At 72.8% G+C, this 19,381-nt stretch carries 19 protein-coding genes and 1 riboswitch; of the genes, 11 read left to right on the plus strand and 8 right to left on the minus strand.

What is annotated here, in order from left to right; all coding sequences use genetic code 11:
• Positions 1-5: 5 nt before the first annotated feature.
• The 6 genes from shc to OG462_RS35545 all read left to right on the plus strand — a co-directional run bounded on the left by shc (position 6) and on the right by OG462_RS35545 (position 6,084).
• Positions 6-2,033: a squalene--hopene cyclase gene (gene shc / locus OG462_RS35520; protein ID WP_406064155.1), complete on the plus strand. Its 2,028-nt coding sequence runs from the start codon at positions 6-8 to the stop codon at positions 2,031-2,033.
• Complete coding sequence (locus OG462_RS35525) at positions 2,033-2,704, plus strand: 1-hydroxy-2-methyl-2-butenyl 4-diphosphate reductase (RefSeq protein ID WP_406064157.1); 672 nt, start codon at positions 2,033-2,035, stop codon at positions 2,702-2,704. The genes shc and OG462_RS35525 overlap by 1 nt, the downstream gene beginning before the upstream one ends.
• A 7-nt stretch (positions 2,705-2,711) precedes the next feature.
• Positions 2,712-3,734, plus strand: coding sequence for an adenosyl-hopene transferase HpnH (hpnH, locus tag OG462_RS35530; RefSeq protein ID WP_397996532.1), 1,023 nt, complete (start codon positions 2,712-2,714; stop codon positions 3,732-3,734).
• Between the two features lie 13 nt (positions 3,735-3,747).
• Positions 3,748-5,136, plus strand: a complete 1,389-nt coding sequence (locus tag OG462_RS35535) for an aspartate aminotransferase family protein (RefSeq protein WP_406064159.1) — start codon at positions 3,748-3,750, stop codon at positions 5,134-5,136.
• A gap of 74 nt (positions 5,137-5,210) precedes the next feature.
• Complete coding sequence (locus tag OG462_RS35540; protein WP_406064161.1) at positions 5,211-5,894, plus strand: helix-turn-helix domain-containing protein; 684 nt, start codon at positions 5,211-5,213, stop codon at positions 5,892-5,894.
• Between the two features lie 34 nt (positions 5,895-5,928).
• Positions 5,929-6,084 (plus strand): DUF6126 family protein, encoded by a 156-nt coding sequence (locus OG462_RS35545; RefSeq protein ID WP_015037637.1) that lies wholly within the window; start codon positions 5,929-5,931, stop codon positions 6,082-6,084.
• A gap of 7 nt (positions 6,085-6,091) precedes the next feature.
• Here OG462_RS35545 and OG462_RS35550 read toward each other — a convergent pair whose 3' ends face one another.
• Positions 6,092-6,913, minus strand: a complete 822-nt coding sequence (locus OG462_RS35550; protein WP_406064163.1) for a tyrosine-protein phosphatase — start codon at positions 6,911-6,913, stop codon at positions 6,092-6,094.
• Between the two features lie 361 nt (positions 6,914-7,274).
• A riboswitch (cyclic di-AMP (ydaO/yuaA leader) is annotated at positions 7,275-7,462 on the plus strand.
• A 4-nt stretch (positions 7,463-7,466) separates the two neighbouring features.
• Here OG462_RS35550 and OG462_RS35555 point away from each other — a divergent pair.
• Together OG462_RS35555 and OG462_RS35560 are read left to right on the plus strand one after the other, a co-directional pair.
• Positions 7,467-8,447: a peptidoglycan DD-metalloendopeptidase family protein gene (locus OG462_RS35555; protein WP_406064165.1), complete on the plus strand. Its 981-nt coding sequence runs from the start codon at positions 7,467-7,469 to the stop codon at positions 8,445-8,447.
• 163 nt (positions 8,448-8,610) lie between these two features.
• Positions 8,611-9,405, plus strand: a complete 795-nt coding sequence (locus OG462_RS35560; protein WP_406064167.1) for an SGNH/GDSL hydrolase family protein — start codon at positions 8,611-8,613, stop codon at positions 9,403-9,405.
• Here OG462_RS35560 and OG462_RS35565 read toward each other — a convergent pair.
• From OG462_RS35565 to OG462_RS35585, 5 genes are all read right to left on the minus strand, one after another.
• Positions 9,392-10,270, minus strand: coding sequence for an STM4011 family radical SAM protein (locus OG462_RS35565; protein WP_406066846.1), 879 nt, complete (start codon positions 10,268-10,270; stop codon positions 9,392-9,394). The two genes, OG462_RS35560 and OG462_RS35565, sit on opposite strands and share 14 nt — an antisense overlap.
• 81 nt (positions 10,271-10,351) lie before the next feature.
• Positions 10,352-11,689, minus strand: coding sequence for an STM4012 family radical SAM protein (locus OG462_RS35570; RefSeq protein WP_406064169.1), 1,338 nt, complete (start codon positions 11,687-11,689; stop codon positions 10,352-10,354).
• A complete protein-coding gene (locus OG462_RS35575; RefSeq protein WP_406066847.1) occupies positions 11,686-12,507 on the minus strand; it encodes an STM4013/SEN3800 family hydrolase in 822 nt (273 codons plus the stop codon). Before OG462_RS35575 ends, OG462_RS35570 begins: the two co-directional genes overlap by 4 nt.
• A gap of 11 nt (positions 12,508-12,518) precedes the next feature.
• Positions 12,519-13,748, minus strand: a complete 1,230-nt coding sequence (locus tag OG462_RS35580; RefSeq protein ID WP_406064171.1) for an STM4014 family protein — start codon at positions 13,746-13,748, stop codon at positions 12,519-12,521.
• On the minus strand, positions 13,745-14,704 hold the full coding sequence (locus OG462_RS35585) for an STM4015 family protein (protein WP_406064173.1): 960 nt from the start codon (positions 14,702-14,704) through the stop codon (positions 13,745-13,747). The genes OG462_RS35580 and OG462_RS35585 overlap by 4 nt, the downstream gene beginning before the upstream one ends.
• A gap of 177 nt (positions 14,705-14,881) precedes the next feature.
• Here OG462_RS35585 and OG462_RS35590 point away from each other — a divergent pair, with 177 nt between their 5' ends.
• The 3 genes from OG462_RS35590 to OG462_RS35600 all read left to right on the plus strand — a co-directional run bounded on the left by OG462_RS35590 (position 14,882) and on the right by OG462_RS35600 (position 17,289).
• Positions 14,882-15,208 carry a hypothetical protein gene (locus OG462_RS35590; protein WP_406064175.1) on the plus strand — a complete coding sequence of 109 codons (327 nt, stop codon included), beginning with the start codon at positions 14,882-14,884 and terminating at the stop codon, positions 15,206-15,208.
• Positions 15,209-15,233: 25 nt separating this feature from the next.
• A complete protein-coding gene (locus tag OG462_RS35595) occupies positions 15,234-16,328 on the plus strand; it encodes a DUF6745 domain-containing protein (RefSeq protein WP_406064177.1) in 1,095 nt (364 codons plus the stop codon).
• A gap of 190 nt (positions 16,329-16,518) precedes the next feature.
• Positions 16,519-17,289 carry an SIMPL domain-containing protein gene (locus OG462_RS35600; protein WP_406064179.1) on the plus strand — a complete coding sequence of 257 codons (771 nt, stop codon included), beginning with the start codon at positions 16,519-16,521 and terminating at the stop codon, positions 17,287-17,289.
• 38 nt (positions 17,290-17,327) lie between these two features.
• Here OG462_RS35600 and OG462_RS35605 read toward each other — a convergent pair whose 3' ends face one another.
• A complete protein-coding gene (locus OG462_RS35605; protein WP_406064181.1) occupies positions 17,328-17,996 on the minus strand; it encodes a TetR/AcrR family transcriptional regulator in 669 nt (222 codons plus the stop codon).
• 64 nt (positions 17,997-18,060) lie between these two features.
• Positions 18,061-19,239, minus strand: coding sequence for a Glu/Leu/Phe/Val dehydrogenase dimerization domain-containing protein (locus OG462_RS35610; protein ID WP_406064183.1), 1,179 nt, complete (start codon positions 19,237-19,239; stop codon positions 18,061-18,063).
• Between the last annotated feature and the right edge of the window lie 142 nt (positions 19,240-19,381).

The following is a 19,381-nucleotide window of genomic DNA, read 5'->3' on the forward strand; positions in this document are numbered from 1 at the left end:
AAGCCATGACAGCGACGACCGACGGAAGCGCCGGGGCCGTGGGCCCCCGGGCAGCCGCGGCCAGCACGACGAACGAGCCCCGACGTGGTGGTGCCGCCGCGTCGGGGCTCGACGGGACCATCGCGCCCGGCGCGTCCGGCCTCGACGAGGCCGCCGCGCGGGCGGCGGAACGGGCCGTCGGGCATCTGCTCGCCCGACAGGACCCCGAGGGCTGGTGGAAGGGCGACCTGGAGACCAACGTCACCATGGACGCCGAGGACCTCCTCCTCCGCCAGTTCCTGGGCATCCTCGACGCCGACACCACGCGCGCCGCGGCCCTCCACATCCGCCGCCAACAGCGCGAGGACGGCGCCTGGGCCACCTTCTACGGCGGCCCCGGCGAGCTCTCCGCCACCGTCGAGGCCTATGTGGCCCTCCGGCTCGCCGGAGACCTGCCCGAGGCCCCGCACATGGCCCGGGCCGCCGCCTGGGTCCGCGCCAGGGGCGGCATCGCCGCCGCCCGGGTCTTCACCCGGATCTGGCTCGCCCTCTTCGGCTGGTGGCGCTGGGAGGACCTGCCCGAGCTGCCACCGGAACTGCTCTTCCTGCCCAAGTGGTTCCCCCTCAACATCTACGACTTCGGCTGCTGGGCCCGGCAGACCATCGTGCCGCTCACCGTGGTCTCCGCGAAGCGCCCGGTCCGCCCCGCACCCTTCCCGCTCGACGAGCTGCACACCGACCCGGCCCGGCCGAACCCGGCCCGGCCGCTCGCCCCGGCCACCGGCTGGGACGGGCTCTTCCAGCGGCTCGACAAGGCCCTGCACGTCTACCACCGGGTGGCGCCGCGCGCCCTGCGCAGGACCGCCATGAACCTCGCCGCGCGGTGGATCGTCGAGCGCCAGGAGAACGACGGCTGCTGGGGCGGCATCCAGCCACCCGCCGTCTACTCGGTCATCGCCCTCCACCTCCTCGGCTACGACCTCCAGCACCCCGTCATGCGCGCCGGACTGGAATCGCTCGACCGGTTCGCCGTGTGGCGCGAGGACGGCTCGCGGATGATCGAGGCCTGCCAGTCGCCCGTCTGGGACACCTGTCTCGCCACGATCGCGCTCGCCGACGCGGGGCTCGACCCCGACCACCCGGCCCTGGTGAAGGCCGTGGACTGGATGCTTGACGAGGAGATCACCCGGACCGGGGACTGGGCCGTACGACGGCCCGGACTGCCCCCGGGCGGCTGGGCGTTCGAGTTCCACAACGACAACTACCCCGACATCGACGACACCGCCGAGGTGCTCCTCGCCCTCCGCCGGGTCAGCCACCCCGACCCCGCGCGGGTGGAGGCGGCCGTCGCCCGGGGCGCGCGCTGGACGCTCGGCATGCAGTCGCGGGGCGGCGCCTGGGGAGCCTTCGACGCCGACAACACCAGCGTCCTCCCCAACAAGCTCCCGTTCTGCGACTTCGGCGAGGTGATCGACCCGCCCTCCGCCGACGTGACCGCCCATGTGGTGGAGATGCTCGCCTTCGAGGGGCTGGCCAAGGACCCCCGTACCGGCAGGGGAATCGAATGGCTGCTCGCGAACCAGGAGTCGAACGGCGCCTGGTTCGGCCGCTGGGGTGTCAACCTCGTGTACGGCACGGGCTCGGTGCTCCCCGCGCTCACCGCCGCCGGGCTGCCCGTCTCCCATCCGGCGATCCGCCGGGCCGTCGGCTGGCTCGGGGCCGTGCAGAACGAGGACGGCGGCTGGGGCGAGGACCTCCGCTCCTACCAGGACGACGAGTGGATCGGGCGCGGCGCCTCCACCGCCTCGCAGACCGCATGGGCACTGATCGCCCTCCTCGCGGCCGGCGAGCGCGACTCCGGACCCGTCCGGCGGGGCGTCGCCTGGCTGGCCGAGACCCAGCGCGAGGACGGCTCCTGGGACGAGCCCTACTTCACCGGTACCGGCTTCCCCTGGGACTTCTCCATCAACTACCACCTCTACCGTCAGGTCTTCCCCCTCACGGCGCTGGGACGCTACGTGTACGGGGAGCCCTCGCCCGGCAAGGGCCGCTGATGGGGCGCGAGCCGGGCCCCGGCGCCCCACCGCCGCTGCTGATCGCCTGCGCCCTCGGCATCGAGCAGCTCGCCCTGCGCACCGGGGACCGCGCCGGGGCCCCCGGGCCCGTCACGGTGCTCCGTACGGGCATGGGGCCGGACCGGGCCCGCAGGGCCGTCTCCCGGGCCCTCGGCGAGCAGGGGTGGCAGGACGCCGCCGTCATCGCCTCCGGCTTCTGTGCCGGGCTCTCGCCCGGCATGCACCCGGGGGATCTGATCGTCGCCGACGAGACCCGCGGCCCCGACGGCAGGATCTCCTGCGCCGGGACCGAGCTCCTGGTGAAGGCCCTGGTCAGGGCCCTGCCCGGGCGGGCCGTCCACACCGGTCCGCTGACCGGATCCGACCACGTCGTGCGCGGTCCCGAGCGGGCCGCGCTGCGGGCCACCGGCGCCATCGCCGTCGACATGGAGTCCGCGGCGACCCTGCGGACGGCCCGGGCCGCCGGAGCGCTCGGGGACGGGCCCTACGCCCGCCCGGTTGCGGCCGTCCGGGTGGTCGTGGACGCTCCAGAACATGAACTGGTCCGGATCGGCACGGTACGCGGGGGAATATCGGCCTTCCGCGTTCTTCGTGCCGTCCTTCCCGCATTCTTCGAATGGCACCGTTCTTTGCTGCTCCCCAGGAGGTGAGCGAGTTATGGCCATGCCGCTCCGTCAGTCCATCCGGGTCGGGACCTACCTCTTCGAACAGAAGCTCCGCAAGCGTGAGAAGTTCCCGCTGATCGTCGAACTGGAGCCGCTGTTCGCCTGCAACCTCAAGTGCGAGGGCTGCGGAAAGATCCAGCACCCGGCAGGTGTCCTCAAGCAGCGCATGCCGGTCGCCCAGGCGGTCGGCGCCGTCCTCGAGTCCGGCGCCCCCATGGTGTCCATCGCGGGCGGCGAGCCCCTGATGCACCCTCAGATCGACGAGATCGTGCGCCAGCTGGTGGCCAAGAGGAAGTACGTGTTCCTCTGCACCAACGCGATGCTGCTGCGCAAGAAGCTGGAGAACTTCACGCCCTCGCCGTACTTCGCCTTCGCCGTGCACATCGACGGCCTGCGCGAGCGGCACGACGAATCCGTCGCCAAGGAAGGCGTGTTCGACGAGGCGGTGGCGGCCATCAAGGAGGCCAAGCGGCGCGGATTCCGCGTCACCACCAATTCGACGTTCTTCAACACCGACACCCCGCAGACCATCATCGAGGTCCTCAATTTCCTCAACGACGACCTCCAGGTCGACGAGATGATGATCTCGCCCGCGTACGCGTACGAGAAGGCCCCAGACCAGGAGCACTTCCTCGGCGTCGAGCAGACCCGCGAACTCTTCAAGAAGGCCTTCGCCGGCGGAAACCGGCGCCGCTGGCGGCTCAACCACTCGCCGCTCTTCCTGGACTTCCTGGAAGGAAAGGCGGACTTCCCGTGCACCGCCTGGGCCATTCCGAACTACTCGCTCTTCGGCTGGCAGCGACCCTGCTATCTCATGAGCGACGGATACGTCCCGACGTACCGCGAACTCATCGAGGACACCGACTGGGACAAGTACGGCCGCGGCAAGGACCCGCGCTGCGCCAACTGCATGGCGCACTGCGGCTACGAGCCCACCGCCGTCCTCGCCACCATGGGCTCCCTCAAGGAATCCCTGCGCGCGGTCAGGGAGACCGTCTCCGGGAACAACGCGTGAGGACGGGGCGGCGATGAGCGGCGAGGAGTTCGACCTGCGGGCGCTGCTCGCCGAGCGCGGCGGCGAGCGGTACGAGCTGCACGCCCGCTACCTCAACCACCAGCTGCCGCGCATGCTCCACACCATCGGCTTCGACAAGGTGTACGAGCGGGCCGAGGGCGCCCATTTCTGGGACGCCGACGGGGTCGACCACCTCGACATGCTCGCCGGCTTCGGCGTGATGGGCCTCGGACGGCACCACCCCGTCGTCCGCCAGGCCCTCCACGACGTCCTGGACGCCCAGCTCGCCGACCTCACCCGCTTCGACTGCCAGCCACTGCCCGGACTCCTCGCGGAGCGGCTGCTCGCCCACAGCCCGCACCTCGACCGGGTCTTCTTCGGCAACAGCGGCACGGAGGCCGTGGAGACCGCCCTCAAGTTCGCCCGGTACGCCACCGGGCGGCCGAGGGTCCTCTACTGCACCCACGCCTTCCACGGGCTCACCACCGGCTCCCTCTCCGTGAACGGCGAGAACGGCTTCCGGGACGGCTTCGCCCCGCTGCTGCCCGACACGGCGATCGGGCTCGGCGACCTCGACGCCCTGGAGCGGGAGCTGCGCAAGGGCGACGTGGCCGCCTTCGTCGTCGAACCCATCCAGGGCAAGGGCGTCCACGCGGCACCGCCGGGCTTCCTGCGCGCCGCCCAGGAGCTGCTCCACCGGCACGGGGCCCTGCTCATCGCCGACGAGGTGCAGACCGGCCTCGGCAGGACCGGCGACTTCTACGCGTACCAGCACGAGGAGGGCGTCGAACCCGACCTGGTCTGTGTCGCCAAGGCGCTCTCCGGCGGCTACGTGCCGGTCGGCGCCACCCTCGGCAAGGACTGGATCTTCAAGAAGGTCTACTCGTCGATGGACCGGGTCCTGGTCCACTCGGCGAGTTTCGGGTCCAACGCGCAGGCCATGGCGGCCGGGCTCGCCGTCCTCTCCGTCATGGAGAACGAGGGGACGGTCGCGCACGCCCGCCGGATCGGCGACCTGCTCTCCGGGCGGCTGAAGGAGCTCGTGCCCCGGTACGAGCTGCTCCACGAGATCCGCGGGCGCGGACTGATGATCGGGATCGAGTTCGGAAGGCCGTCCTCCCTGGGGCTGCGCGGGCGCTGGACGATGCTCCAGGCGGCCCGCAAGGGACTCTTCGCCCAGATGGTCGTCGTCCCGCTGCTCCAGCGGCACCAGATCCTCACCCAGGTCTCCGGGGACCATCTGGAGGTGATCAAGCTGATCCCGCCGCTGGTCATCGACGAGGCGGACGTGGACCGGTTCGTGACCGCCTTCACGGCGGTCATGGACGAGGCCCACGGCGGTGGCGGGCTGATGTGGGACTTCGGGAAGACCCTGGTCAAACAGGCGGTGGCGCAACGCTGACCCGTACGACCCCGGGTTTTTGCCTCGGAGGCAAGAAACTTGCCTCAGAGGCACGATCCTGGCGGAATGGACGCATGGACCACGTCCCCGGGGGAACCTCCCCGGACCCCGCCACCCCGGGCGTCCCGCCCGACGCCGCCACGTCCGGCGTCCTGGCCGACCCTGCCACGTCCGGCGCCCTGCCCGACGTCGCCCCACAGCTGCGGGCCCTGCGCCGCCGTCGGGGACTCACCCTGGAAGCCGCCGCCCAGCGGGCCGGCCTCTCGCCCGCCCACCTCTCGCGTCTGGAGACGGGGAACCGGCAGCCCTCGCTTCCGATGCTGCTGGCCCTCGCCCGCATCTACGGTACGACGGTCTCCGAGCTCCTCGGCGAGACACTGCCCGAGCGCGACCCCGTCGTCCGGGCCGGCCGCTCCGAACCCGTCGAGGCCGACGGCTGGATCTACCGCCAGCTGGGCGGCGCCGGGCGCGCCCTGCAGTGCCTGCGGGTGCATGTGCCGTACGCCACCCGGGCCGACATCGTGCGCGTCCACCCGGGTGAGGAGTGGATCCACGTCCTGGAGGGCCGGGTGCGGCTCGCACTCGGCGAGGCCGTGCACATCCTCGATCCAGGGGACAGCGCGCACTTCGACTCGCTGACCCCGCACCGGATCGGGGCGGCGACCCCGGGCGGGGCCGAGCTGCTCTTCGTCCACACCCTGATGCAGAGTCCCGCGGCCGAGCTGTGCCTCGGCGACGGAACTCCGCATCGGCGCTGATCCCGCGTACTTCCTTCGACAGAAAAGGACCGAGATGTCCGAGAAGTCACGACCTGTCACCGGCGAAGAGCGAGGCGAGGGCAAGTTCCCCAAGGGTCTCGTCCTGCGCCTCTTCGCCTATCTGATCGCCGGGCACCTCTTCGCCGGCTTCCTCTACCTGCTCTTCATGCTGGGCGGGCAGAACCAGTAGGTCCTGGTCACGCCTCCGTGAGGAGGCGCTCCCGCAGGCGCGCGAGGGTCTCCGGGGAGAGCTTCAGGCCCTCCGCGAGGTAGGTGTCCACCGAGCCCCAGGTCGCCTCGATCGTCTCGAAGGCGCCCCGCAGATACTCCACCCGCGCGTCGAACAGCGGGCTCAGCAGCTCCATCACCTCGGGCGACATCGCGTCCGGGGCGGTGGAGCTGCGGCGCACCTTGTAGCGGCGGTGCGGGTCGTTCGACTTCACGTAGTCGGCCTCGATCGCCTCCCGCTCGACCCCGAGGGCCAGCAGGGTGATCGCGATGGAGAGCCCGGCGCGGTCCTTGCCGGCCGCGCAGTGCATCAGGGCGGGGAGGCTGTCCTCCGCCAGGGAGTGCAGGATCCGGCTGTGCTCCCCGGTCCGCTCGACCACCATTTTCCGGTACGAGTCGGACATTCGGGTCGCGGCCTTGCCGTCGCCGAGGATGTCCCGCAGCTGCTCGATGTCGCCGTCGCGGACGAGCTTCCAGAACTCCTTGCCGTCGGCCGGGTCGTTGAGCGGTATGTTCACGTTCCGTACACCCGCAAGGTCGACGTCCGGGCCCTCGACCTTGCGGTCGGCCAGGTTCCGGAAGTCGAAGACGGTGTGCAGCCCGAGCGAGTCGAGGAAGGCGACGTCCTCCTCGGTGGCGTGGGCGAGGTGGCCGCTGCGGAAGAGGCGGCCGGGGTGCACGGCACGCCCGTCCGTCGTCGGCAGGCCGCCCACGTCCCGGAAGTTGCGGACCTCGGCCAGCTCGGGTTCGTTCGCTTCGGTGGGCGGGACCTGCGGCAGCTGCTGCGTCACGGATGCTCCTGGGGGTCGACGTTCGGGTACCCGACGCGTGGTCGGTTCCAGGGGCAATCATCCAGGTGAGGCCGTGATGGCGCACCCCCCTGGACGGGAATGGGCGATCTGTCCGAATTTGAGGCGTTGTGTATAACGCGCCCTGTTTACAGGCGAGATGAGACCCGGCGCGTGAGCAGGGTCATAGAAGTGACGGATCGTGGCCGACGGGCCGGAGCAATTGCCGTACGGAAAAAGGAAATCGAAGGTCCGTCATCCACGGAGGGTGACCGGAATTCCGGGTGAAAGGCCGTACGGGGAAAGCCGGAAGAAATCATTGGCTTGTTCGCGCCGACCCGGCTCGTCTAGCGTCACCGTCAATCCGGTCGGACCGCCGAATCCTGCCACCGTCCGGAATTCCACTCATCCCATGCGTGGCAGGAGCGGGGGACCCAGGAAGTACGCCGGTCCCGCGACGCAGGACGGCTCGGGGTGAAGCCGCGTGAGAGCGCGGCCGGACATCTCCAGTCCGAACCCGACAGCTCACCTCGTAGGCGCCGGAGAGGAATTCGCCATGCCCGCGAAGGGTAAGCACCGCCGTCCCAAGAGCAACCCCCTGACCCGCGGAATCGTCGCCGCCGGTACGGGAGGCGCCGTTGTCGCCCTCCCGCTCCTCGGTGCCACCGGCGCCCACGCCGCCGAGCAGGCCGCCCCGGCCGCCGCTCCCGGCCAGGCCGTCACCGCCGCCGCCCAGGTGAAGGCCCCCGCCGTCGCCGAGGCCGCGCCCACCACCGCCAAGGCCGCGCCGAAGACGTACTCCGTCGTGCGGGGCGACTACCTGTCGAAGATCGCCGCCGAGCACCACCTCACCGGTGGCTGGCAGAAGCTGTACGCGGACAACCGCCAGGTCGTCGGCGAGAACCCCTCGCTCATCCTGCCCGGAATGAGGCTCACCCTCGGCGCCAAGAGCACCGCTCCGGCCGCCGCGCCCAAGGCCGCCGCTCCCAAGAGCTCCGCGAAGGCCTCTTCGAGCGACTCCGCGAAGAACGGCGACACCTCGCGCGCCTCCCGAAGCAGCGAGCGTTCCGCCGCCCCGGCCGCGAGCACGCAGTCGTCCGGCTCCTCTTCCTCGGCCGGCGCGACCTCCTCCTCCGGCTGGGTCGCCCCGGTCAGCGGCGGCATGTCCACCCCGTACCGCGCCGCCGGCTCCATGTGGTCCTCCGGCTACCACACCGGTGTCGACTTCATGGCCTCCACCGGCACCACGATCGTCGCGGTCGGCCCCGGCACCGTCTACTCCGCCGGCGACGGCGGCGCGTACGGCAACCAGGTCGTCATCCAGCACGCCGACGGCACCTTCTCGCAGTACGCCCACCTCTCCTCGATCTCCGTCTCCGCCGGCCAGACCGTGAGCGGCGGCGAGCAGATCGGCCTCTCCGGCGCGACCGGCAACGTCACCGGCCCGCACCTGCACTTCGAGATGCGTACCGGGCCGGAGTACGGCTCCGACATCGACCCGATCTCCGCCCTGCGTCAGCACGGTGTGAACATCTGACGCCCCGTCGTCACTCGGAGGCCCGGCACACGCGTGCCGGGCCTCCGGCGTGTTCCCCGTCTATTCCGGCTTGGCAAATTCTTTATCGGTGGCATATGTCACCCGGCGTCAACCCCTCCTTACGGTCGCGTAGGTCACATCCGAAAGGGAAGGATGTGCTCCCGTGGCAGACGATTCGAGATCAAGAGACAAGAACGCATTCGGGTCGTACGCGGCGATCGGTGACAGCTTCACCGAGGGCGTCGGAGACCCCGGGCCCGACGGGACGTACGTGGGCTGGGCGGACCGCTTCGCGGTGCTGCTCGCCGACCAGCTGCCGGAGCACGACGCCTTCCGCTACGCCAACCTGGCCGTACGCGGGCGCCTCCTCGACCAGATCGTGGCGGAACAGGTCCCCCGGGCGAAGGAACTCGCCCCCGACCTGGTGACCTTCTGCGCCGGCGGAAACGACATCATCCGCCCCGGCACGGACCCCGACGACGTCGCCGAGCGCTTCGAGCGCGCCGTCGCCGAACTGACCTCCGCCGTCGGCACCGTCATGGTGACCACCGGCTTCGACACGCGCGGCGTCACGCTCCTCAAGCACCTGCGCGGCAAGATCGCCACGTACAACGGGCACGTCCGGGCCATCGCGGACCGCTACGGCTGTCCGGTCCTCGACCTCTGGTCCCTGAAGTCCGTGCAGGACCGGCGCGCCTGGGACGACGACCGGCTGCACCTCTCGTCCGACGGCCACACCCGGGTCGCCCTGCGCGCCGCCCAGGTCCTCGGCATGCCGGTGCCGGCCGACCCGGACCAGGCGTGGCCGCCGGTACCCCCGCGCGGCACGCTCGAGGTGCGCCGCGACGACATCCACTGGGCCAGGGAGTACCTCGTGCCCTGGATCGGCCGCCGGCTGCGCGGCGAGAGCTCCGGCGACCACGTCGAGGCGAAGCGCCCCGACCTCATGCCCCTGTAGTTCCGGGGACCGCAGGCGGGTGCACGCCGGCGGGGATCCGCTCCAGGATCCCGCCGGCGAACACGTCGTACAGCGGCAGCGTCTCCAGATGGACGTAGCCGATGTGGCAGTCGCAGACGGCGAGGGGGCAGGCCCGGGGGCGCAGGGCGGCGCGGTACGAGCCGTCGTACAGATTCCCCAGCTCGGCCTTGACGAAATGGCAGCGCCGTACCGTCCCCTCGCCGTCCACCGAGATCACCGACTCCCCGGTCCGGCAGGGCAGCCCCGCCGAGCGGTGCGGATGACGGCTGTACGGGAAGAGCGGGTCGATCCGCGTCCACCCCGCGGCCTCCGCGTCGGTGTACGAGTGGCCCTCCGCCGCGTTCACCCAGAGGTAGACGTGCGGCGGCAGCGCGGCCCGCAGCCGACGGGCGTGCTCCGTGTGCTCGGGGAGCCCGACGACGCCGACACTGAAGCGGATGCCCCGCTCCGCCAGCTCCCCGCACTTGGCGAGGAAGCGCTCGTACGGTGTCTGCCCCGGGTGGTACGTGCACCAGAGCGCCACGCTCTCCGGGTCCGCGTCCGCCAGCCATTCGGTCCGGCAGCTCAGATTGGTCTGGATCGCCACCCGCTCGACGTGCGGGAGCCGCGACAGCTCGACGAGCGCCCGCCGGTACCAGGAGCGGACCAGGCCCTCGCCCCACGGGGTGAAGAGGATGCGCAGCCGGTCCTCGGTCTGCCCGGTGGCCCAGCCGGTGAACCGCTCCAGTGCGGCCCGGTCCGCGCGCAGCTGTTCCCGGCTGTCCCGGCGCTTGGCGAAGGGGCAGTACGGACAGTCGAAGTCGCAGGAGGAGAGCGGCCCGCGGTAGAGCAGCGTCAGGTCCATGCCCGGGACCGGGATCGGTGACGGTGCCAGGTCGGTGCCCGTACCCGGGATCGGCGACGGTGTGAGGTCCATGGCCGCCCCCTACTTCGGCTCGTACGCGGCCATCGCGGCCCGCACCGAGGGGGAGAACAGCTCCGGGCCGAGGCCGTCCGAGTGGGCGAGGCCCTCCGGGGACAGCCGGAGCAGCCCGGCCGGCGCCTCCTCGTCCAGCCACCCGAACGCCTCGAACCGGCCCAGTTCCGCCGGGAAGTCCGCGAACGGCGAGGCACCGAACCGCTCCTCGTACCCCGCGAGCGGCATGCCCTCGGCCTGAAGCAGCGACTGGAGCAGATGGCGGCGGCGGGCCTCCCCGGCGTCGACCCACCGGCCGACCTCGGCCGTCGAGAAGTCCGCGGTCTCCGTGTAGGCGTCGATGATCGTGCGGATCTCCCGCATGTCGACCGCGTAGTCGAACGAGTAGTGCAGGGCCGAGGTGTACGAGCGGGCCCCGCAGCCCAGGCCGATCATCCCGTCCGTCTGGCAGGCGTAGTCGTCGGGGCCGAGCGGTGCGGCGTCCGTCCGCCGGAACATCCGCATCGACACCTGCTCGTAGCCGTGCGCGAGGAGATGGTCCCGGCCGTACCGGTAGAGGCGCAGCCGCTGCTCGTCCCACTCCCGGTCGGCGGCGGGGGAGATCCGGCCGAGGCCGGTGAGCGGCCGGACGTACAGCGGATAGAGGTACAGCTCCTCCGGGCGCCAGGCGAGGGCGGCGTCGAGCGAGTAACGCCAGGACTCCTCGGTCTGTCCGTCGATCCCGTAGATCAGGTCGATGTTGAGCACGGGGACGCCGGCGTCCCGGATCCGGCCGAGGGCCGACTCGACGTCGGCGCGGCGCTGGGGCCGGACGGCCGCCCGTGCCTCGGCCTCCACGAAGCTCTGCACCCCGATGCTGAGCCGGGTCGCGCCCCGCTCGGCGAGCAGGACGAGGCGGTCGGCGGTCGCCGTCGCGGGCGAGGTCTCCACGGAGAGCGGCACCGCCCGCAGATCCACCCCCATCCGCTTCTCGGCGATGTCGCAGAGCCGCTCCAGCTCGCCGGCGGTGAGGAAGGTGGGCGTGCCGCCGCCGAACGCCGCCGTCGCGAACCGCACCGGGGCCTCGTCGCCGAGGGCCTCGCGGACGGTGGCGGCCTGGCGGTCGAGGGCGTCGAGATAGCGGGTGGTCAGCTCGTCGGGGGCGCCGATCCGGGTGAAGAGGTTGCAGAAGCCGCAGCGGACCTCGCAGAACGGTATGTGCGCATAGAGGGAGAGCGCGTCCTTCGGTTCGTCCCGCCAGAGCGCGGCGAGGGAGGGCACCGGGCCGGGGAGGGGCCGGTACGCCGTCTTGTGCGGGTAGGCGTAGACGTAGCTCCGGTACGGACGCGGGGTGGCGCTGTCGCTCATGCCACGGCCTCCCGCTCCGGGCCCGCGAGCTCGAACTGCGCGTACGGGACGGTCCACACGACCTCGTGGCCGATCCGGTGACCGGTGTGGCCGTCCTCCCCGTACGCGGTGCCGTGGTCGGAGCAGACGATCGCGAGACACGGACGGCGGCCGCTCATCGCGGCGAAGAGCCGCCCGATGTGCCGGTCGACGTACTCGAGGGCGGCCGCGTGGGTGGCCCGGGAGTCACCGGTCTCGCGGGTGGCGCCCGGCAGGTGGAACCAGTTGGGCTGGTGCAGTGCGGACACGTTGACGAAGAGGAAGAGCCGCCGCTCGTGCGGGAGACCGGCGACGACCTCCTCGGCGCGGGCGACCTGGGACTCGAAGGACGTGGGAGAGGCGACGCCGAACGAGGGCTCCCAGTGGCTCTCCTGGAACAGGTCGGGGAGCACGCTGCCGAGCGGCGGCTGCCTGTTGAAGAAGCCGACACCACCGACGCAGACCGTCCGGTAGCCCTCGCCCGCGAGGGCGGACACGAAGTCCGGCGTGTCATGGACGTACGTGCCGTCTGCGGTCGTCTCGCTGCCCGCGAAGCGCGCCGCGAACAGGCGCGGGTGCGGGCCGGGGGAGGCCGGGGTCGGCAGGAAACCGGCGAAGATCGCCTGGTGCGAGGCGTACGTGAAGCTGCCGGGCGCGTGGCGCCGCTCCCAGACTCCGCCGGGGAGATGGCGGGCCAGGTTCGGGATGCGGCCCGCGGCCGCGAGTTCGACCGCGACGTCGTACCGCAGCGTGTCGAGGGTGACCAGGAGCAGATCGTGGCTCCCGACGATCGTGTTCATGTCGGGCTGGTTCACGCGGTGCTCGTTCCTGTGGTGCTGGTGCTGGTGCTGGTGCTGGTGCTGGTGCTGGTGCTGGTGCCGGGGCCGGGGGTGGGGGTTGGGGTGGGGAGGAGGGTGGTGCGGGTGGGGTGCTGGGTGTGACGGTCCGGGAACTGGGCGGCGACCTGCGCCGCGTACGTGTCGAGCCCCTCCGCTCCGCTGCCGGGCAGCCCCGTGAGGCCCGGCAGCAGATCGCCGAAGGCGTTGACCTCGCCCACGGCGAAGCGGCGCCAGCCCGTGGCGGGGAGCAGGTCCACGCCCACGCACCGCGTGCCGGGGAAGACCGCGGCGGCCCGCTCGCACACGTCGAGCGCGTCCGTCCACCGAGCGCCGGCCGCGGCGATCGCGGCCCGGGCCGCGTCCAGATCGCCCCTGGTCCCGCCCAGATGCAGATTGGTCATGGGGGAGCGGCTGGTGCGGAGCACCGCGTGGGTGGCCCGCCCGTCGATCACCACCACCCGCACGTCGGCCGACCGGCCGCCCTGGGCGGCCTTGGGCAGCCAGCGCTCGACGTGCAGGCCGTCGGGGGCGAGCGCGTCGACGATCGCGGCGACCTCGCGCTCACTCGTGTAGCGCCGTACCCGCAGGGAGTTGAAGAGCCGTCCGTCGGGGGCCCGCTCCACCGACGTGGTGGCCTGGACCCGGCCCGCGCCGTTCGACTCGACCGCGAGTACTCCCGAGGCGGAGGAGCCGTGCGCGAGCTTCACGAAGACCCGGCGCAGTCCGGGCCCGGCGGTCAGGGCCCTGACGTCCGCCCAGCCGCGTACGGCGGGGGCGGAGGGTCCGGACGTCGGCGACTCGGGCACGGGTACCGCGGCTTCGCGGAGCAGGCCGTGGCTCAGCCGCTTGTCGAAGAGGTCCGCCAGCTCGGCGGGATCGTCGACGAGAACGGCGCCCGCCGCGGCGACGGACCGGGCGAGCTCCGCCGTGGCGGTGACGAACCGCTCGTACCAGCGGCCGGTGCCCTCGACCCGCGCCGGATCGTCGACCTCGCGAAGCAGCCGGTCGGCCTCCGTGTCCTCGCCGGGCGAGTCCAGGCGTACGGTCTCGCCCGCCGCGAACCGTGCCCGGCCGCGCAGCACCTCGGGCCAGGACACCACCCGCGCCTCGGGCAGCCCGGCGGCCCGCAGCGCGTCCTGGAAGAACGCGACGCGGCGGCCCGCCGGATCGCCGACGACCACGAGGCGCGGGCGGGCGGTCATTCGGCGACCGCGACGTACCGGTAGACCTCGCCGTCGCCCTCGTCCTCCGGCTCCTGCGCGTCGTCGAGGTCGACGGTCACGCCGTGCGGGGCGAGTGCGGCGAGCAGCCGCTTCTGCACGGCCTCCGACAGGTAGTGGTGGGAGAGGTCGAGGTGGGTGAGGTGGGTCAGCGGCTGTCCGTCGAGCAGAGCAGCCGCGCCCTCGTCCGTGAGGACGCCCATCGACAGGTTGAGCCGCTCGATCCGGGCGAGGACGGGGGCGCCCGCCACGGCGGCGGCGACGGCGTCCTGGATCACGCTGTTGCACAGGCCGAGCGAACGCAGGGCGGGGAACGCCGATCCGGAGAGCAGCGGCGCCAGGTCGTCGGCCGTGCTGTCGCCGCCGTACTGGTCTGTCCCGAGCCAGAGTTCCAGGTTCTCCAGAGCCGGCAGGTCACTGCCCACGATCCCGCGCACGACCTCGGCACCCAGACCGCCGGTCTCCACGATCAGACTCTCCAGACCGTTGTGCCGGATCGAGGGGAAGGCCAGGTCCGTGCCGCCGCGCACCCCGAACTCCCGCAGGGCCGGATAGGCGGCGAGCAGCGGAGTCACGTCGGACTGGACGATCCATGAAATCTCGCAGTCCTCGCCGGCCATGTCCCCCAGGAAGACCGCCTCCAGGGCGGTGAACCGGTTGTTGGCGGCGATGAGCGCCGTGACGATGTCGGCCGACGAGGTCTCGTACGCCTCGTCCCAGCCGCCGACGACCAGCGCGCGCACCCGCCCCGCGTCGACCGACGTGAGGAACCGCTCGAACTGCGCCCCCCACTGCTCGTCGTCGCCCTCGCAGTAGGTCGGCGAGGAGAGCCGCCAGGCGACGGCCGCCGCGTCCGGGAGCTCGATCCGCGTGTCCGTGTCCGGGAAGTGGAACACGGGCAGGCCGTGGAATTCCTCGATGTAGTGGCCAACGGTCATGACTGCGCTCCCGGCAACGGACGGCGTGGATCGGCTGATGGCAAGAGTTCTACCAAGCGGCACCGACAACGCCCTCCGGCGGGTGGGCCTCCGAAGCGTGCGGCGTCGATTGTCAGACCCGGCCCCTAGCGTCGTTCTCGTGTTCGGCCGTACCGCGCCGAACGGGGAGGGAGAGCCATGTACCGGCAGGGAGACGTGCTGTTCGCGCCCGTCGAGGAGACGGCGGTTCCGGCGCGGGTGAAGGCGGCGACGGGGGAGCCGAGGGACGCCCGGCGCCGCCTGGTCCTCGCCCTAGGCGAGGTCACCGGGCACGCCCACGCGATCCCCGGGCCCGGCCGACTCGTGCGGGAGCCGGGGCCCTTCGGCCCGCTGCTGCTCGAACTGCCCGAGGGCGGCCGGGTGGTGCACGAGGAACACGCCCCGATACCGCTGCCCAAGGGCTGGTACCGGGTGGTGCGCCAGCGGGAGTACGTGCCCGGGGCGTACCGGATCGTCGCGGACTGACCGAGAAAGACCTGGGGGCTCCCACATGAACCACGCCGACATGAACCACACCACCGCACAGGACAGGTGGCGGTCCGTCGCCGCGGCCACCGGGCCCGCCGACCGGGCCGCCGCAGAGGCCGGAGTCCGGCTCGCCTACCGCACGGCGGGCCTCGCCGAACCCGCGCGCGTGCTCTGGGCGGACTCTCCGCTCGCGGCCGTCACGCTCGTACGGGGGCTGAGCGGGCAGGGCCGTTCGGTACGGGACGAGGTGCGCACCCGGCCGTGGGCCGAGGAGCGCCGGCGTCTCCACGACGCCCTCGGCCCCGCGGGCTGGGCGGCCCACTGGCAGGCGACCGGGGCCCACCTCTGGGACCTGACGCGCAGCCTCGCCGATCGGATACGGGCCGGGGTGACGGAGGCCGCGACGTCCGGCGGCTCGGCCGGTCCGGCGGGCTCCGCCGTTTCCGTGGAGTCCGGCAGGGCCGCCGGCCCGGCCCCTTCCGTGCGGGAGGCGACCGCCGTGCGGCTCGTGCTGCTCGACGCGGTGCTCGGCCAGCACGACGCCGCCTGGCTCGCCGCGTTCGACGGGCAGGGCGACCGCCTCGCCGGTCTCGCCGCCGTCGCCGAACACGCGGGCTGGTGGTGGCCGTACGAGAACGTCGCGGTGGTCTGCGAGCGGCCCGTCGAGCTGCACCGGGACGAGGCCGGGCGCCTCGACCGGGGCGACGGGCCCGCGCTCGCCTTCGCCGACGGCTTCGCCCTGCACGCCTGGCGGGGCATGACGGTGCCCGCCGCGTTCCTCGCGGGTCTCGCCGGCCTCACCCCCGAGCGGATACGGGAGGAGGAGAACGCCGAACTGCGGCGCGTGATGCTGGAGTACTACGGCTACGACCGCTACCTGGCCGCCTCGGGAGCCCGTCACCAGCACCGCGACGAGACCGGTGTCCTGTGGCGGATCGAGCTCGACGACGACGAGGACGTGGCGATGGTCGAGGTCGTCAACTCCACGCCCGAGCCGGACGGCAGCCACCGCACGTACTGGCTCCGGGTCCCGCCCACCACCCGGACCGCGCGGGAGGGCGTCGCCTGGACCTTCGGGCTGCACCCCGACGCGTACGAGCCGCTCGTCCAGACCTGAGCGCGCGACCCGGCAGCGGCGGACGGCGGCGGCAGCCCGGCCGGCACGGAGAAGTGACGGGTGGGGAGAGGTGACTGGTACGGAGAGGTGAAGGGAGCCGACGGTCAGGAGTGGCGCACGGGAGGCGGCGGCGCCGGGTGCTGGGATGTGCCCGCCGGAGCCCCGGCACCCAGCCTCGAAGGGACCGCCTGTGACGATCCGCCGGCCCAGCGCCGCCCGTACCGCCCGTCTGCTCGCCGCCACCGCCGTGCTCGGCGGCCTGCTCGTCGGCACCGCGGCCCCCGCCCTGGCCGCCGCGCCCGAGCGGACGGCCCCGCGGGTCGCCGCCCGGGCGGAGGCGCCCGCGACGGTCACCGTCACCGGCCACGGCCGCGCGGCCGCCGCGCCCGATCTGGCGATCCTCTCCGTGGGCGTCGAGGCCACCCGCAAGACCGCGAAGGAGGCGATGGCCGCGCAGAAGACCGCTGCCGAGTCCCTTCTCGCCGTGCTCCACAAGCAGGGGATCGCCGAGCGGGACATCCGTACCGACAGCCTCTCGCTGTCCCCGGTCTACACGCAGAACGCCGAGGGCGAGAGCAAGGTGACCGGGTACCAGGCCGGGCAGGCCTTCTCCGTGAAGGTCCGGGAGATCGACAGGGCCGGGCAGGTCATCGGCGCCGTCAACGACGCCACCGGGGACTCGGGCCGGATCAACGGTGTCGTCTTCGACGTCGCCGACCCGTCGGCACTGCGGGTGAAGGCACGCGAGGCCGCCTACCGGGACGCGTACGACAAGGCGGCGCAGCACGCCCGGCTCAGTGGCCACCAGCTCGGCCGGCTGGTCTCGCTCGGCGAGGGTGAGTCCGTGCGCCCCGGACCCGGCGCCGCCCCCGGCGTCGCCGCCGACGAGGCGAGCGTCCCGCTGGCCCCGGGCGAGATCGAGGAGCAGGTCACGGTCTCGGCGGTCTTCGAGCTGGTGTGACCGGGTGAGGGCCGCCCGGTGGCCCCATGAACCGGTGGCTAGCCGACGGCGGGCACGCCGTCGCCGGCGACGTCCTCGCCCACGCTCGTGCTCACACCCACGCTCCCGCCCTCTTCCGGCAGGTTCAGCTCGCGGTCGAGGGCGGCGTCGGCCCATCGCAGCATCGCGGTGCGGGAGAGGGAGCCGGCGTAGGCCGTCGTCTGGACAGCGAGGCCGTCGAGGAAGGCCGTGAGCCGCCAGGCCGCCGCGGCCGGGTCCGTGCAGCGGAACTCCCCGGCCTCGGCCCCCTCCGCGATCACCCGGGTCAGCGCCGCCTTCCACTCCTGGTCGAGGGAGGCAGCGACCCGACGGAGCTCGGGGTCGCGCAGGGAGGCCGCCCAGCCCTCGATCCACAGCCGCCAGCCCTTGGCCTGTCCGGTCGGCGCGTACCAGCGCACGGCGGCCCGGAGCCGGCGCACGGCGGTGGAGCGGCGCCCGAGGAGCCGGCGCAGATGGGCCAGGTCGGCCTCGGCGGCATGCGCGAAGGCCGCGGCGACCAGCTGTTCCTTGGACGAGAAGTGGTAGAGCACCAGGGCGTTGCTCACCCCGAGCGCCGAGGCCACGTCGGCGATCCGGACGGCCGCGACCCCGCGCGCCTCGATCTGCTCGACGGCAGCCCGCAGCAGCTCCTCGCGCCGCTCGGCCACGCTCAACCGCACTCTTGCCACGCCACGCAGCCTACACAGCACATGACAAGGGCATGATCGTCAACGGCTCCGGTTCGGGGCGGGCTCAGTACCAGCCGTAGCGTTCGGCGATCTGCGGCAGCCGCTCGTCCACCAGCGCGTGCGCCGCGGCGCGCGGGCTCGTGCCGTCCGCCTCCGACCGGTCGAGGATTCCGTCGACGAGCCCCCGCATCGCTCCGCGTACCCGGTCGAAGGCCTGGTCGGCGTCGGCCTCGATGTCGCCGAAGAGCGTCCACCACCACCAGGCGTTCGTGCACGAGTTCACGACCACATCGGGCAGCACCGTGACCCCACGCGCGGCGAGTGCCTCCTCGGCCTCCGGCAGGACCGGCATGTTCGCCGCCTCGGCGATCCAGCGGGCCGTGATCCGTCCCTGGTTCCCGGCGTCGATCGCATACGAGACGGCCGCCGGGACCAGGACCTCCGCCTCGGCCGCGAGCCAGGCGTCCCCGGGCTCCTCCCGGTCGCCGGGCCGCAGCGCGGAGCGGTCGACGGCGCCGTGGGCGTCGCGGGCCGCGAGCAGCGCCTCGACGTCGAGGCCGTCGGGGTTCACGATCGTGCCCCGGACGTCGGCCACGGCCACCACCCGCAGCCCGGCCCGCGCCAGGAACCGGGCGGTCGCCCCGCCCATCGTGCCGAGCCCCTGCACCGACACCCGGGTCCCGGCGTACGTCCGGTCGGCCCGGTCGAGGGCGGCGAGCACGGACTCGGCGACCCCGAGACCGCCGACCAGCTCGTCGAGGCCGATGCCGTCGACCTCGATGGCGAAGGCATCGGCGAGCCGCTTGCGGGCCGCGGCCTCGTCGTCCAGGAGCGGGTACACGGCCTGCACGGAGGAGACGAGGCCCGCCTCGGCCACCGCGCGGTCCACCAGGTCCTGGGTGAGCCCCAGGTCCTCCCCGGTGGTCCAGAACCGCTCGACGTACGGCCGCATCGCGCGCAGGTAGCGCACGAGGACGCCGTACGCCTCGGGGGAGCGGGGGTCGCAGTCGATGCCGCCCTTGGCGCCGCCCAGCGGGACGTACCGGGCCTTCGGGTCGTAGTGCAGGGCCTCCTTCATGGTCATTCCGCGGGCGAGTCCGGCGACCTCCTCCGCCGTGCAGCCCTCGCGCATCCGCAGGCCGCCGCTGGCCACTCCGCGCACCAGCCGGTCGACCACCAGGTGGCCCCGGCGGCCGGTGACGTGGTCGGTCCAGCCGACGGAAAGCAGGGGGGCGGTACTCATCGGACATCTCCTCGGGAGGGACGGGTGGGGCCGGGCGGGCCGGTGTGCCGGGCGGCCGCGCATGGCGGCCGGGCGGCTGCTCGGGACGGGCAGCAGTACTGAATGACGGTTCAGTATGGCTGACCGTCCCGACCGTTCGCGG

The sequence above is a fragment of the Streptomyces sp. NBC_01077 genome, from assembly GCF_045162855.1.
Lineage (GTDB): Bacteria > Actinomycetota > Actinomycetes > Streptomycetales > Streptomycetaceae > Streptomyces.